The 14946-nt window shown below is 43.7% G+C and carries 12 protein-coding genes; 9 read left to right on the top strand and 3 right to left on the bottom strand.

The genetic code is table 11. The annotated features are described in order from the left end of the window. The first annotated feature begins 217 nt into the window (after positions 1-217). Both FKN88_RS03215 and melB read left to right on the top strand, forming a co-directional pair. On the top strand, positions 218-2335 hold the full coding sequence (locus FKN88_RS03215) for an alpha-galactosidase (protein WP_154171130.1): 2118 nt from the start codon (positions 218-220) through the stop codon (positions 2333-2335). Between the two features lie 327 nt (positions 2336-2662). Then, positions 2663-4024, top strand: coding sequence for a melibiose:sodium transporter MelB (gene melB / locus FKN88_RS03210; protein ID WP_187984820.1), 1362 nt, complete (start codon positions 2663-2665; stop codon positions 4022-4024). A 66-nt stretch (positions 4025-4090) separates the two neighbouring features. On the opposite strand, the gene FKN88_RS03205 is transcribed toward melB, so the two are convergent. Next, positions 4091-5794, bottom strand: a complete 1704-nt coding sequence (locus FKN88_RS03205) for an FAD-dependent oxidoreductase (protein WP_154171128.1) — start codon at positions 5792-5794, stop codon at positions 4091-4093. 144 nt (positions 5795-5938) lie between these two features. Between FKN88_RS03205 and FKN88_RS03200 the strand changes: the two genes are divergently transcribed. The 3 genes from FKN88_RS03200 to FKN88_RS03190 are packed head-to-tail and all read left to right on the top strand — an operon-like array spanning position 5939 to position 7154. After that, complete coding sequence (locus FKN88_RS03200; protein ID WP_306687216.1) at positions 5939-6259, top strand: metalloregulator ArsR/SmtB family transcription factor; 321 nt, start codon at positions 5939-5941, stop codon at positions 6257-6259. A 10-nt stretch (positions 6260-6269) separates the two neighbouring features. Next, a complete protein-coding gene (locus FKN88_RS03195) occupies positions 6270-6689 on the top strand; it encodes a YeeE/YedE family protein (RefSeq protein WP_158145028.1) in 420 nt (139 codons plus the stop codon). Between the two features lie 33 nt (positions 6690-6722). Continuing rightward, positions 6723-7154, top strand: coding sequence for a YeeE/YedE family protein (locus FKN88_RS03190; protein ID WP_161438059.1), 432 nt, complete (start codon positions 6723-6725; stop codon positions 7152-7154). A gap of 88 nt (positions 7155-7242) precedes the next feature. Here the strand turns inward: FKN88_RS03190 and FKN88_RS03185 are convergent, their stop codons facing one another. Further along, entirely contained in the window at positions 7243-8142 is a 900-nt protein-coding gene (locus FKN88_RS03185) for an endonuclease/exonuclease/phosphatase family protein (protein WP_170905626.1), read from the bottom strand. A 289-nt stretch (positions 8143-8431) separates the two neighbouring features. Here FKN88_RS03185 and nrdD point away from each other — a divergent pair, with 289 nt between their 5' ends. The 4 genes from nrdD (at position 8432) to FKN88_RS03165 (ending at position 12958) form a co-directional block, all read left to right on the top strand. Next, entirely contained in the window at positions 8432-10552 is a 2121-nt protein-coding gene (nrdD, locus tag FKN88_RS03180; protein ID WP_154171124.1) for an anaerobic ribonucleoside-triphosphate reductase, read from the top strand. A 34-nt stretch (positions 10553-10586) separates the two neighbouring features. Continuing rightward, a complete protein-coding gene (gene nrdG / locus FKN88_RS03175; protein ID WP_154171123.1) occupies positions 10587-11054 on the top strand; it encodes an anaerobic ribonucleoside-triphosphate reductase-activating protein in 468 nt (155 codons plus the stop codon). A 75-nt stretch (positions 11055-11129) separates the two neighbouring features. After that, positions 11130-12314 (top strand): amino acid aminotransferase, encoded by a 1185-nt coding sequence (locus FKN88_RS03170; RefSeq protein ID WP_154171122.1) that lies wholly within the window; start codon positions 11130-11132, stop codon positions 12312-12314. Between the two features lie 23 nt (positions 12315-12337). Continuing rightward, complete coding sequence (locus tag FKN88_RS03165) at positions 12338-12958, top strand: ATP-dependent zinc protease (RefSeq protein ID WP_158145033.1); 621 nt, start codon at positions 12338-12340, stop codon at positions 12956-12958. A gap of 109 nt (positions 12959-13067) precedes the next feature. Here the strand turns inward: FKN88_RS03165 and fruA are convergent, their stop codons facing one another. Further along, positions 13068-14807, bottom strand: coding sequence for a PTS fructose transporter subunit IIBC (gene fruA / locus FKN88_RS03160; RefSeq protein WP_154171121.1), 1740 nt, complete (start codon positions 14805-14807; stop codon positions 13068-13070). Between the last annotated feature and the right edge of the window lie 139 nt (positions 14808-14946).

Here is a 14946-nt window from a genome sequence, read left to right as displayed (position 1 = left end):
TGTGCGTTATTTCATTAGGTTGGATTACGTTTTTGACGCACTAAACTGTGCCTTCTTGTTTTCTGACTCTTTTCGTCATAAAAATAACTAATTCCAATAAATATTTCCAAAGTTTTGCGCATAAAATGGAAACGTTATCATTATTTGTCGAAGCTCACAGTTTATTTCGTCAATTTATCTATCATACCAAACTGTACCCAACATCAAGGTAAAAAACATGCGGCAAAAAACACTGGTTCAGCTAACAGGTAAGCAGACTCAACTTATTGTTGAGCTTGGAGATTATGCTGAAGTCTTATATTGGGGGATAGATGTGGGGGATGGCGTTGAGCGATCGCGTCTCACTTTGTCCCGTCCTGTACCATATGGGCGTTTAGATGATGATGTACCAATGACTTTGCTTCCTGAGCTTGGCCGCGGAGTGTTTAGTAGTCCGGGTTTGGAAGGTCATCGTGATGGTCAACATTGGGCCCCCGTATTTGTGATAACTCAAATCGAGAAAAATAAAGATAATATTGTTATTGAGAGTGAGGATGTCACTGCTGGTGTCCATTTAAAAACGGAGTTAAAACTCGATGAACATGATGTTTTGCAAACTCGCAGTACGTTGACCAATATTCGAGCAGGGGTTTACCAAGTTAATCGTTTTGCTAATACGCTCCCTCTGCCTGTTCGTGTTAATGAGTTGATGACCTATTATGGGCGCTGGGTGCATGAGTTCCAAACGGTTCGTCAGCCCCTGTTACAAGGCGGTTATCAACAAGAGAACCGACGCGGTCGAACTTCTCATGAGCATTATCCTGCGCTTGTTGCTGGGACTTCGCATTTTGATGAAATGAACGGAGAGGTATGGGGTTTCCATTTTGCTTGGAGTGGAAATCATCGATTAAGAGTCGATGTAAAAGCAGACGGTCGTCGTTACATGCAAGCTGAAGTCATTTATTTCCCAGGAGAAATCGCGCTCAAAGAGGGTGAAAGTCTCACAACTCCTTGGCTTTATGCAAGTTATAGTCATTCGGGGTTGAATGGAATGAGCCATCATTTCCATTCACATGTCAGGGATGCCATTTTATCGAAAAGCTTTCGTGATAAACCTAGACCCATTCATTTAAATACATGGGAAGGTATCTATTTTGAACATAATCCTGAATATATTATGTCAATGGCAACTCAAGCAGCAGAGATGGGCGTTGAGCGTTTTATTATTGATGATGGATGGTTTAAAGGAAGAAATGGCGATAAAGCTGGCCTAGGAGATTGGTTTCTATGCCCCTTTAAGTACCCGAATGGTTTACAACCTATTGTCGAACATGTGAATCAATTAGGTATGGAGTTTGGATTGTGGTTTGAACCTGAAATGATCAATACAAACTCCGATCTCTTTCGCGCACATCCAGAGTGGTTGCTCGCTATTGATGGATATGAGCAACCCACTGGACGCAATCAATATGTGATTAATCTACAGAATGAAGAAGCTTTTAACTTCTTATTTGAGCGACTTGACTATTTTTTATCAACCTACAATATTGCCTATATCAAGTGGGATATGAACCGTGAAGTTGTTCAACCGGCTCATCTAGGCCAAGCCTCAGCGTACAATCAAACATTACGTTACTATGAATTGGTCGATAAAGTTCGAGTCAAACATCCTCAAGTTGAGATTGAATCGTGTGCTGCTGGAGGAGGGCGTATTGATTTTGAGGTGCTTAAACGAACACATCGTTTCTGGGCTTCAGATAATAATGACGCGTTAGAGCGTCAAACGATTCAACGTGGGATGAGTTACTTTTTCCCACCAGAAGTGATGGGAAGTCATATAGGATCGAGCCATTGTCATAGTACCCGAAGACAGCACAGCATAGAATTTCGTGGTTTGACTGCGCTATTTGGCCATATGGGAATAGAACTAGACCCTGTTAAAGAAACAAAATCAGAAAAAAAAGGTTTTGAGCGTTATATTAAATTACACAAGATATTACGTCCATTACTACACACTGGTAGAACTTGGCGAGTACCTACCGATGACCAAGCGCACCAAATCCATGTTGTGGTAGCCAATGATCAATCTGAAGCGGTTGCGATGATCGCTCAGCTTGCGATGCCAACCAATTCATTAAGCGGCCAACTGAGAGTTCCGGGATTAGCGCCACAAGGCTTATATCGAGTTTTTCTTCTAGATAAACCTTCAAATTACGATGATATTGTCAATTATCAGCCTCTCTGGACTGAGTCTGGTTGTGAAGTTTCGGGGTTATGGTGTGAGAAAGTTGGTCTAACAATACCAATTTTGGATCCTGAAACGGCAATATTGGTCAAGTTCGAACGTATGGATTAAGTGTAATCGTTAAATCCTCACTGTTGATATTTTTAGGCCGTTTAACCAGAAGGTTAAACGGCTGTTCGTGTTGCTTAAAAGTAATGTTAACCATAATTTTATTATTATAACGTTTTGATTTTAATAATTTTTAATGTTATCTAGGGATTATTTATGTGCTATGTCTCATTTTTTAAACTCCGATGTAAACGTTTCCATAAGCTGGTGATAGATCACAGTAAGGTATCAGGTGTATAGATAGCATTAGCGTCGAACAATAAATAAAAGACATTGATGCCATGAGTTCTTATCAAGAAACTCATAGCAGTACGATACTAAGGAACGATTATGTCTGATAAAATTACGCTACAAACTAAGGTTTCTTACGGCCTTGGTGCACTCGGTAAAGATTTTGCCTGTGCTCCTATCTATATTTTCTTAATGTTCTACTTCACTGACGTTGCCGGCTTACCCGCGGCTTTCGTTGGTACCATCTTTTTAGCTGCTCGTATTATTGATGCGATCACTGACCCTATGATGGGAGTCATTGTCGATAATACGCGCTCAAAGTTTGGCAAATTCCGCCCATGGATTGTCATTGGTACACTGCTAAATGCGGTCGTTCTGGTTGGCTTATTTAGTACACATATGTTTGAAGGTACAACGCTTTATATCTATGCTGCCGCCGCTTATATTTTGTGGGGATTAACATACACCATCATGGATATTCCTTACTGGTCAATGATTCCAGCGCTATCTAGTTCTCGTCAGGAGAGAGAAAAATTAGTGGTATGGCCGCGTTTATTTGCAAGTCTTGCTTGGTTTGTGACCGGAACTTATGGTCTGTATATTGTTGGCGAGCTAGGGCAGGGTGATCAAGGTAAAGGATTTTTTAATGTTGCGATGCTGATTGCTGTACTATTTATTATGAGTGCTTTTTTAATTGCGCGTAATGTAAAAGAAAAAATAGCCCCTCCGATGACGATAGCAAAATTTAGCTTTAAAGATGTATTAACGATTATTGGAAAAAATGATCAACTTAAAGCATTGATTGGTACCGTTCTTTCATTTCAAATCGCGAACCTTCTTGTTGGTGGTTTTGCTATCTATTATTTTTCTTATGCATTAAATAAAGCAGAATTATTTCCTGTTTATATGATGTTTGCCGGTATTGCTGAAGTAGCTGGTGTGTTTTTATTTCCGAGAATTGCAGCCTTATTACCTCGTAAATATTTGTGGATGATTGCCTGTGGATTTCCAATTTTATCCTGCTTTATTTTATTAATTATGGGATTTGTTGCTCCGGCCAATGTAATTATCATTGGAATCGCAGGGGCTGCTATTAAATTTGGTGTAGGTATTGCCAACGCTCTTCAAACCGTAATGTTGGCTGATGTCGTAGATTATGGTGAATATAGAACGGGACGTCGTAGTGAAAGTGTTATTTTTTCTGTGCAAACCATGCTGGTTAAATTTGCTGGTGCAGCAGGCGGTTTTATCGTTGGTATAGGTCTGAGCGTTATTGGGTATGTCCCCAATGTTGAGCAAACAGAGAGTACGATCGCTGGACTAGAATTCATCATGATAGGATTACCTGCCGTTTTAATGTTAGTGAGCGGTATGATTTATCAGCGTTATTACCATTTGCATGATGGTTTTGATGCAACCAAAATGAAAGAAGAGACTGTTCGAAAGCAAGTGGTAGCATAATTATATGATGAGCATCCTGCGCTGATTGTTCAGGATGCTCTATCTCTTCGATATATAAAGTGGTTATCACACTTTGGAATAAAAATAAGTACGATAACCACCAATCAAATTACGAGCTTTAAAGCCATTGTTTACTAACTGGCGATAGGCGACGTTACCGCGTAACCCGACTTGGCAGTAAATAACAATCTCTTTATCTTTTGGTAGTTCGTTCATACGTTGACGTAATTGATCAACTGGAATATTGATATCCCCTTGTAGATAACAACCCTCTTGGCGTTCTTCAGGATTGCGCACATCTAAAATGATCTGATCGTCACTCAGGGTGGCGAGTTGATCAAAGTGAATCGCTTTTGCATCACCTTTCATCAGGTTGGTAGCCACAAACGCGGCTTGGTTAATCACATCTTTTGCACTGCCGTACGGTGGCGCGTAAGTTAACTCTAGGTGCTGAAGTTGTTCCACTGTCATGCCAGCGCGTTGCGCTACGGCCATCACATCAATACGTTTATCAATTCCGTCTTTGCCAACCGCTTGCGCGCCGAATATTTTGCCATTATTGGGATCAAATAACATTTTAAATGAGACAATTTCTGCCCCCGGATAGTAGCTGGCATGGCTGGCGGTGTGGACGTAGACTTTTTCGTATTCGATCCCTTCACGTTTTAACTGTTTTTCGTTTTTACCCGTGGAAGCAACGGCAAGATCAAAGACTTTACAAATAGCGGTGCCTTGTGTTCCTTGATACGTTTCTTGGCGACCAAACATATTGTCGGCTGCCATTCTACCTTGCCGATTCGCAGGCCCCGCCAGTGGCACGAGTGTTGGTTTACCTGTTACAAAGTCTTGCTCTTCAACCGCATCGCCAACGGCATAAATAAAAGGATCACTGGTTTGCATTTCTGCGTTAGTCCAGATACCACCGAGTTGACCAATCTCTAATCCTGCTTGTTGCGCTAGTGTGGTTTCAGGCCGTACGCCAATCGCCATAATCAATAGCTCAGTGGTTAACGAGTCGCCATTACTTAATGTTAATGAAAGTTGGCCACACAAATGCTGAGTAGAATCTTGCTCGCCAGCATCGGTATTCGCAATGGAAGTGGTTGCGACAAATTCAACCGATTGCAATGCGACACCTAAACGTAAATCGATGCCTTGGTTGCGAATTTCATGGTGGACAAAGCCGGCCATTTCTCTATCGACGGGTGTCATTACTTGATCGGCCATTTCAATCAGCGTGGTTTTAATCCCAAGTTGATGAAAAGCTTCCATCATTTCTAAACCAATAAAACCACCACCGACGACAGTCGCGTGAGTGGGCTTGTTCATCTGAATAGTTTGGATAATGCGATCCATATCGGGAATGTTACGCAGCGAATGTGTAAGTGGATTATCAAGACCAGCAATAGGGGGAACTATCGGACTTGCTCCTGGGCTAAGCAGTAAGAAATCATACGATTCGTTATATTCGGTACCATCGACAAGGTTTTTCACGGTAACCGTTTTTTCTGAGCGATTGATTGCTATCACTTCATTCATCACTCGCACATCAACGTTAAAACGAGCGAGAAAACTTTCTGGTGTCTGTAGCAGCAATTTGCTGCGATCCTGAATATCACCGCCGATGTGATAAGGCAAACCGCAGTTAGCAAAGGAAACGAACGGTCCTCGTTCGAACATGATAATTTCAGCCTCTTCACTTAAACGACGAGCTCTGGCTGCGGCAGATGCGCCACCTGCGACGCCACCAATAATAACGATTTTGGTCATGATTACCTCTTCTAGCTTTTAAAAATACTGGCAACAGTATAAGTCAATAAATTAGATTGTTCTAATTTTTATTAATCTAAATAAGTGTTGACTAATTTAGTGATTAATTACTATTATGTTGACAGTGTGACCGGAGATAAGCGTATGGCTGAGATAAATATTGATCAAATGCAAGTTCATATTGATGAGGTCACGGAATTACTAAAAATTATGGCCCATCCTGAACGGATGATGGTGCTGTGTCAGTTGATTGAAGGTGAAGTCGCGGTAGCTCAGTTACAACAAGCGTCTTTATTGAGTCAATCCGCCTTATCGCAGCATCTTGCTTTACTGCGTAAACAGCGATTGATCAGCGCACGTAAACGCTCGCAACAAGTTTTTTATTCTTTGGCTGATCATAAAGTTAAACAACTAATCGCTAGTTTACAACGTATTTTTTGTCACCCAAATAACGCTAATTCATGATGAGGTAATTATGACATTTTCAATTCCTTGGTATTCACTATTCGGCGGAATGTTACTCGGCGTCTCCGCCACTTTATTGCTGTTATTGAACGGTAAAGTGGCTGGGATCAGCGGCATCCTTGGTGGTTTATTAACCCCCAAAGCGCAAGATACCGCATGGCGCTGGTTATTTATGATTGGTTTGGTGGCGGGAGGCGTGTTTGGGGTGCGCTTACTGGGAGCCGAAGTGCCTTTACAGTACTCATCGAGTACAGGAATGTTAATCATCGCCGGTTTACTGGTTGGTTTAGGCACTCGCTTAGGTAATGGTTGTACCAGTGGCCATGGTATCTGTGGTATTGGACGTTTGTCGCTGCGCTCTATTGTTGCTACGGGGATCTTTATGTTGGTTGCTGGTATTACCGTCTTTGTTCGTTTGCATCTTCTTTAAACGCATAGTCTTTTTTATTAGTAAGGATAGATCATGAATACGTTCTTATTTCGTTTAACGTCACTGGTAACGGGCTTATTGTTTGGTCTCGGTATGGTGATTTCTGGTATGGCGGATCCGACCAAGGTGATCGGCTTTTTAGATGTGGCTGGCGCTTGGGATCCAAGTCTAATGTTTGTGATGGGTGGGGCATTATTGGTCTTTATGCCTGCTTATTTTATTGTGATCAAGCCAAAAGCTAAGCCCCTTAATGCCTCGAGTTTTAGTTTGGCGAATAATCCTCATCTCGATAGTCGTCTGATTAGCGGCGCGGTTATTTTCGGCTTGGGTTGGGGGTTAGCAGGCATCTGCCCTGGGCCAGCAGTGTCAAGTTTAGCGCTAGGTAACCGTGACGTATGGGTATTTTTTGTGGCTATGTTGATGGGTTTATTTGTCATGGGACAATGGCTAAAAACCCGATCCTAGTTACTTAAGTGGTTTGGTTTATGGCGTATTGAAAAATGTCATTCAATACGCCTATTTTTTTATCTGGTCTTAATAGACTGTAAAAGAATTACCAGTGAAATTGACCATGAATCGGACAATGATCACTCAGTCGGTAGCGCAGCACTTCATCGTTAGGAAAAATCATTTGTTGTACTTGCTGATAGCTCACTTGGCTACTGACAATGATATGATCAATTAACGAACGAAAGCGGTGCAATTTATCTGGCTGACGGCGAGAGCGAACTTGGCAGCGTGCGGGCGTTTCTTGAGTCGCGAGTTGCACTGGCTTGTTTAACTCTTGGTTAATTATTTTCCATAGCCAATCGCCTTGGTAGGCGAGATTATGATTGAAATCCCCTAAGATCATAAACGCGTGTTGATGACGCTCTCGCTCTTGTAGCCAACGATTGAGTGCTTTGCCCTGAGTTTTTAAAATTTGGCAACTGTCAGTATTGGGATGGAAGGCTCCAGCGCATCCAGCTTTTAAATGCACTGAAAGCAAGTGGATCTCGTTCGGATTATCAGGATAGAGAATCACATACGTGGCGAAGCGCAGTTTATGATTAGCCCGTCCATAGAGATCAATATCAGCTGGTGTATCAAAAGGGATCGTTGATTTGATAGCAAAACCTGTATATTGATTGAGTTTACTGAATTGATGCTGCTGATGTTGTGGCATGGCGCGTTCAGATAAAACAATTCGATACTCATTACCCACCACCTTTTGGATGGCAGCAATACTATCCACTTCTTGAAAAGCCAGTACATCAGGGCTGAAACGCTGAAAATGTCGAGACAAGGCTTGAAAATCCGCTTCGCTACGTTTGCCCTTATCGTCAGGCGCATCGGGATTTAAGGTCAGCCATTCTATATTCCAGGTTGTGATACTGATCGGTTGTGCATAGCCACAAAATGAGCTGAGCAACACCACACACAGAGTCAATCGTGACAGAAATCGGGTTATCATGGTTATTTTCATCCGTTGAATCTTAAGTCCTTAGCCTAGCAGGCTTTTTAAAAAATCAATACGTTGTTTGAGAAAATGCCTATTTTCATCGTTTCTCAATAGATTGCGATCTCTGACCTCAATATCGTCGTCTTCTTGTCCATGGTCTGGTTTTTATTGATCTAAATCAATACGTCTCATGGCGGCATTTCGTCTAATATGCCACAACATATTGTGTTAGCGGTGCAGACTTTTATCTATATGGTGTATTTGTGGATAAGCGTGTGGATATTCTGGGTAAGGAGATATCATGAAACCAATCGTAATCAAGCGTGACGGCTCTAAAGCGTCGTTTAGCCGAGATCGTATTCAAGCGGCGGTAGAAAGCGCTGCTGATCAAGTCACCAGCGAGATTGCTATTTATGCACTCAATGTCGCGTTAGCGGTTGAATTACAACTTGAGGGTCAGCAGCAGGTTCATATTGCTGAGATTCAAACCTTGGTTGAAAATGAACTGATGCAAGGGCCGTATAAAGGTTTGGCTCGCTCCTACATTGAATATCGTCACGATCGCGATATTGCCCGTGAAAAGCAGAGTACGCTAACCAAAGAAATTGAAGGTCTGATTGAAGAAAGTAATGCCGATCTACTCAATGAGAATGCCAATAAAGACGGTAAAGTGATCCCAACTCAGCGAGACTTATTAGCGGGGATTGTTGCTAAACATTACGCCAAAACCCGAATTCTCCCCCGAGATATTGTACAAGCCCATGAGCAAGGCGATATCCACTATCACGACCTTGACTACGCGCCATTTTTCCCAATGTTTAACTGCATGCTGATTGATTTGCAGGGGATGCTTACTCATGGTTTCAAGATGGGTAATGCTGAGATTGATACACCGAAATCGATTTCTACCGCCACGGCAGTAACCGCGCAAATTATCGCCCAAGTCGCTAGCCATATTTACGGTGGCACCACAATCAACCGCATTGATGAAGTGCTCGCACCTTACGTGACAGCAAGCTATCACAAACATTTGGCGATTGCCGAAGAGTGGCACATTGCTAATGCACAAGATTTTGCTATGTCTCGTACCGAGAAAGAGTGTTACGACGCCTTCCAATCGCTGGAATATGAAGTCAATACCTTGCACACGGCTAATGGGCAAACCCCTTTTGTCACGTTTGGTTTTGGCTTAGGTACGTCGTGGGAAGCGCGCTTAATTCAGCAATCGATCTTAAAAAATCGTATCGCTGGGCTTGGTAAAAATCGTAAAACCGCCGTATTCCCGAAATTAGTCTTTGCGATTAAACAAGGTTTGAACCATAAACCCGGTGACACCAACTACGATATTAAGCAGCTGGCTTTAGAGTGCGCGTCGAAGCGTATGTACCCCGATATTCTTAATTACGACAAAGTGGTTGAAGTCACGGGTTCATTCAAAACCCCAATGGGTTGTCGAAGCTTCCTCAATACATACCAAGAGCAGGGCGAGCTTGTTCATGAAGGGCGTAATAACTTAGGTGTAGTGAGTTTAAACCTGCCGCGTATCGCACTGAAAGCCAAGGGGGATGTCGACCAGTTCTATCGTTTGTTAGATCAGCAATTACTGCTGGCTCGTCGAGCCTTAGAGACTCGTATTAGTCGTTTAGAGAATGTTAAAGCGCGGGTCGCGCCGATTCTTTATATGGAAGGGGCTTGTGGTGTTCGTTTGCAAGCCGATGATACGATTGCGCAAATTTTTAAAGATGGCCGAGCGTCTATTTCGTTGGGTTATATTGGTTTACATGAAACCATTAATGCGCTGTTTGGTTCACAACAGCACGTTTATGATAGTCCGGCTTTACGCGATCACGCGTTAACTATTATCAGTCGCATGCGTGCGGCAGTGGATCAATGGAAAGAAGAGACTGGCTACGCGTTCAGCTTGTACGCGACGCCCAGTGAAAATTTGTGCAGCCGTTTCTGCCAAATTGACAGCAAAGAATTTGGGATTATTGCTGGAGTAACTGATAAGGGCTATTACACCAATAGTTTTCACTTAGATGTAGAGAAGAAAGTTAATCCATACGATAAAATTGACTTTGAAATGCCATACCCAGCGATATCCAGTGGCGGTTTTATCTGTTATGGCGAATTTCCTAATATGCAGCTCAATATTGAAGCATTGGAAAACGTTTGGGATTACAGCTATAGCCGAGTGCCATACTACGGCACCAATACGCCGATAGATGAGTGTTATGAGTGCGGATTTACTGGTGAATTTTCTTGTACCAGCAAAGGCTTTGTTTGTCCTAAATGTGGTAATCATGACTCTGCAAAAGTATCGGTCACGCGCCGAGTTTGTGGTTATCTCGGTAGTCCGGATGCAAGACCGTTTAACTTCGGTAAACAAGAAGAAGTCAAGCGACGAGTGAAACACCTATGACGGCTTTTATCATCAGATCAACAGCGGCTGAGCTATGAATTATCATCAATATTATTCCGTTGATGTGGTGAACGGGCCCGGGACACGCTGCACTTTGTTTGTCTCTGGCTGTGTACATCAATGCAAAGGTTGTTATAACCAAAGCACTTGGTCGTTGACTTCTGGTTTGCCGTTTACTGACCAGTTGGCCGATCAGATCATTGCTGATCTCAACGACCAGCGCATTATTAAGCGGGGTTTGTCACTGTCCGGTGGCGACCCTTTGCATCCGAGTAATGTCTCTACCGTTTTAGCTTTGGTGCAACGAGTTAATCAGGAATGCCCGGGCAAAGATATTTGGTTATGGACGGGTTACCGTTTATCAGAATTGAACGCTCAACAACGTCAAGTGCTCGATCATATTGATGTATTAATTGATGGTAAGTTTGAGCAAGATAAAGCCGATCCCAGTTTACCGTGGCGGGGTAGCCATAATCAGGTGATACATAGTTGTAAAGTGTAAAAATTACTTTCGGTTTTATGGTTTCTGGTGTTTACTTGAAAGTCATTACTTGAATTTCAAAGGGTTGTGACTTTCATGCTAGACCATTTATCTGAACCAGTATTAGATCCTATTCTTTCTCTCTCCGTCGCTTTTCGTCAAGATCCCCGTCCTGAAAAGGTCGATTTGGGGATTGGCGTTTATAAAAATAGTCAAGGCCAAACACCGATCATGCAGGCGGTGCAACTGGCTCAGCAAAAGGTGATCCAGACTCAAACCACTAAATCCTACGTTGGGCTTGCCGGTTGTGAAGAGTTTAACCACAGTATCACGCAATTGGTCTTGGGTCATGAACACTCATTATCTGACCGTTTAACCACAATTCAGACTCCCGGAGCCAGTGGCGCATTGCGCATGTTGGGGGATTTAATGCGTGTTGCTCAGCCTGATACGACGGTGTGGTTAACCAATCCAAGCTATATTAACCATAAACCAGTCATGGAAGCGGCAGGATTAAAAGTAAAATACTATGCTTATTTTAGTCCGGAGACCAAAATGGTTGATCTTGAGGCAATGATGAGCGATCTGGCTCAGGCGGGACCGAAAGATGTGGTGTTACTGCATGGCTGTTGCCATAACCCGACAGGAGCGGATATTGATTTTTCCGTCTGGCAGGCGATAACGGAATTATCACTTAAACAAGGTTTTACTCCATTTGTGGATATCGCTTACCAAGGCTTTGGTGAGTCACTTGAAGGCGATGCTCAAGGTGTGCGTTATATGGCGCAGCGGGTAGAAGAGATGTTGATTACTACCTCGTGTTCGAAAAACTTTGGTTTGTATCGTGAACGGACTGGAGCGGCAATCGTATTAGGTAAAAACGCTCAGCAGGTCGCCAATGCGCGAGGCAAAATGTTGACCTTAGCACGAGCCACTTACACTATGCCTCCAGATCACGGTGCGGCTTTGGTGAAAACCGTATTACAAGATGAAAAGTTAACCAACCTTTGGCTGCAAGAATTGACAGAAATGCAGCAACGATTGTTAAGCCTTCGTCAAACCTTGTGTAATGAGTTGAGAAATCAACACAATACGTCACAATTCGACTTTATCCAAAGCCACAAAGGGATGTTTACTATGCTCGGTTTTAGTCCAGAACAGATGGGTCGTTTACGCGATCAGTTCGCGATTTATGCGGTGGCTGATGGTCGAATTAATATCGCCGGTCTAACGGAGAAAGATATCCCTTATGTAGCAGAGGCGATCGTTAGCGTGTCATAACAGTAGTTGAATGAGGTAAATGAATGAAACAACCATGGAAAATCCTTCTAACGTTGCTGCTCAGTGGGGGTTTAGTTGCTTGTGCGATGGTTCCTTCTTCTGAGCAAACTGAAACCTCATCCCAAATTGAGCAACCCGAACCAGAAACGGAATCTGCAAAACCGGAAGTAGAACCACCAGAGATTGTTGAGCCCGAGGTGCCTGCGGCGACCAAAACATCCGATGGTAAACTGATTTTTGGTGAAAAAGAGTGGGTTTATGTACCGGCAATAGAAGAGAGCTTTCGGGCTCGCATCGATACCGGAGCAACCACATCTTCGATTAGTGCAGTCGATGTTGAAGCTTTTGAACGGGATGGAGAAGATTGGGTCAAGTTTCGTATTGAACATGATGGAATAAAAAGTGGTGAGATCAATTTACCTGTTGAACGTTGGGTACGCATTCGTCAATCGTCCGATAACAGTTATCAGCGTCGTCCGGTGGTGATGATGTGGGTACAACTTGGAGAGATGAAAGATCATACTCAATTCACTTTAGCCAATCGAACCCATCTCACCTTTCCTATATTGTTAGGGCGGAGTTTTTTTAGGGATGTGGCGGTGGTTGATGTAAGTCGTGAATATGTCCAAGGCAAGCATCAATAACATCTACAGTGGTAGAAGTTATGAAACAAAAAAGTCAGCGTATCGCTGACTTTTTGCTTTTTTGAACAAGGAGCGCAGAGCCTGATGGCTTGCACCATGGCTGAGAGGTTTAAGCTTGAACGGCTTGTGTACTTGCCGCTGCGCGTGATTTTAAAAACGCATAGCCTACACCGGTCACGATAGTACCAGCAGCGATCGCGACCAAATACATCAATACTGGCGTGATGGCATTCGGGATCAACAAGACAAATAGTCCACCATGCGGTGCCATGAGTTGTGCACCAAACAGCATGGATAGTGCTCCGGTTAATGCACCGCCCACCATACATGCCGGGATAACTCGCATGGGGTCTTTGGCTGCAAAAGGAATTGCCCCTTCAGAGATAAAACACAAGCCCAGTACAAATGAGGCTTTGCCTGCTTCACGTTCACTTGCGGCAAATTTATTTTTGGCTAAGAACGTGGCAAGGCCCATCCCTAATGCAGGTACCATCCCTGCCGCCATGATCGCAGCCATGGGCGCATAGGTGTTTGACGCTAATAGACCGACACCAAAAGTATACGCCGCTTTGTTGACTGGACCGCCTAAGTCAAAGCACATCATCGCACCAAGAATAATGCCTAATAACACGGCATTGGTTGATCCCATGCTATTTAAAAACTCAGTCAGCGCCGACATGATCCCAGAAACAGGGCCACCAACGATATAAATCATCACCAAGCCGGTGACTAAGCTGGCGATAAACGGAATGATTAAAATTGGCTTAAGCGCTTCCATTGACTGAGGCAAGGAGACATTATCAGCAATCCATTTTGCGCTATAACCGGCGATGAAACCGGCCGCGATACCACCTAAAAAGCCAGCGCCCGTTGAGCTAGCGAGCATGCCACCAATCAGACCAGGTGCCAGACCAGGACGGTCGGCAATCGAAAAAGCAATATAACCAGCCAGTACGGGGATCATCAATGCAAAGGCGGATCCACCACCAATGGTCATCAAAGCGGCGGCAAGGGTGCCTTCTTCTTTAAAAGCTTCAATACCAAACACGAAAGAGAGGGCGATCAATAAGCCACCAGCAACGACTACCGGGAGCATATGTGAAACCCCAGTCATCAGGTGTTTATAAACGCCTTTTTTCTCGTCACTAGACGAGGCACTACTTGATCCTGAGTGTTGGTAAGTGGTGGCTTGAACCAAGGCTTTATCCATCTCTTCAGCGGTTTTCTTAAGAGCGGGGCCAGTTTTGGTGCGATACAGCGCTTTACCATTGAAACGCTCAAGGGGCACTTCAATATCAGCGGCAATAATTACTAAATCGGCTTCGGCAATATCTTGCTCAGTGAGTTGATTTTTGGCACCGACCGAGCCACGAGTTTCGACTTTGATTTGGTGGCCGCGGCGTTTGGCTTCTTCTTCCAGCGCTTCCGCTGCCATAAAGGTATGAGCAACACCGGTTGGACACGCGGTGATAGCGACGATCTTTTTCACCGCTGACGCGTTTGATCTACTGGGTGCAGTGGTGGTCACGGCTGAGGCGTTTAGTACTTTGGCTTGTTCTACTGCTGTGGTTAAGTACGTGCTCGGATCGCTGGTGCACGCTGAAATCTCACTTTGGTAGACTTTTTTACCGACAAAACGCGAGGTATCGACCGGCGTATTAGCAGCAATGATCACGACATCGGCTTGAGCAATGTCGGCCTCGGTTAAGGTTGTCGTGTCGAGTATCGAAGAGTGACACTCGACAGTGGTATTCCAGTTCAGTGATTTCGCTGCTTGTTCTAATAAACCGGCGGCGATAATGCTATTGGCAACCCCGCTGGGGCATGCGGTAATGATGGCAATATTCATAGTGTTGACCTTTTGTCGTTAATGGTTAGTTCATAGACTAATCAATGGTTTACCCTAGTAACTTAAGACGATGGCGGTTTTAACAGCTTGGTATATTGTTTCTACCCAGTTACCTCGCTGTCTTTGGTGACTGCTTTCG

The sequence above is a fragment of the Vibrio sp. 2017_1457_13 genome (assembly GCF_030851525.1).
In the GTDB taxonomy this organism is placed as follows: Bacteria; Pseudomonadota; Gammaproteobacteria; order Enterobacterales; family Vibrionaceae; genus Vibrio; species Vibrio metschnikovii.
This window is presented reverse-complemented; position numbering and strand designations above follow the sequence as displayed.

What these genes read in the sequence shown, in the direction of transcription:
- FKN88_RS03190 (WP_161438059.1), top strand. Translation starts at nt 6,723, where the DNA reads ATGAATACGTTCTTATTTCGTTTAACGTCACTGGTAACGGGCTTATTG.
- FKN88_RS03170 (WP_154171122.1), top strand. Translation starts at nt 11,130, where the DNA reads ATGCTAGACCATTTATCTGAACCAGTATTAGATCCTATTCTTTCTCTC.
- FKN88_RS03185 (WP_170905626.1), bottom strand. Translation starts at nt 8,142, where the DNA reads ATGATAACCCGATTTCTGTCACGATTGACTCTGTGTGTGGTGTTGCTC.
- FKN88_RS03165 (WP_158145033.1), top strand. Translation starts at nt 12,338, where the DNA reads ATGAAACAACCATGGAAAATCCTTCTAACGTTGCTGCTCAGTGGGGGT.
- FKN88_RS03205 (WP_154171128.1), bottom strand. Translation starts at nt 5,794, where the DNA reads ATGACCAAAATCGTTATTATTGGTGGCGTCGCAGGTGGCGCATCTGCC.
- FKN88_RS03195 (WP_158145028.1), top strand. Translation starts at nt 6,270, where the DNA reads ATGACATTTTCAATTCCTTGGTATTCACTATTCGGCGGAATGTTACTC.
- nrdG (WP_154171123.1), top strand. Translation starts at nt 10,587, where the DNA reads ATGAATTATCATCAATATTATTCCGTTGATGTGGTGAACGGGCCCGGG.
- fruA (WP_154171121.1), bottom strand. Translation starts at nt 14,807, where the DNA reads ATGAATATTGCCATCATTACCGCATGCCCCAGCGGGGTTGCCAATAGC.
- nrdD (WP_154171124.1), top strand. Translation starts at nt 8,432, where the DNA reads ATGAAACCAATCGTAATCAAGCGTGACGGCTCTAAAGCGTCGTTTAGC.
- FKN88_RS03215 (WP_154171130.1), top strand. Translation starts at nt 218, where the DNA reads ATGCGGCAAAAAACACTGGTTCAGCTAACAGGTAAGCAGACTCAACTT.
- melB (WP_187984820.1), top strand. Translation starts at nt 2,663, where the DNA reads ATGTCTGATAAAATTACGCTACAAACTAAGGTTTCTTACGGCCTTGGT.
- FKN88_RS03200 (WP_306687216.1), top strand. Translation starts at nt 5,939, where the DNA reads ATGGCTGAGATAAATATTGATCAAATGCAAGTTCATATTGATGAGGTC.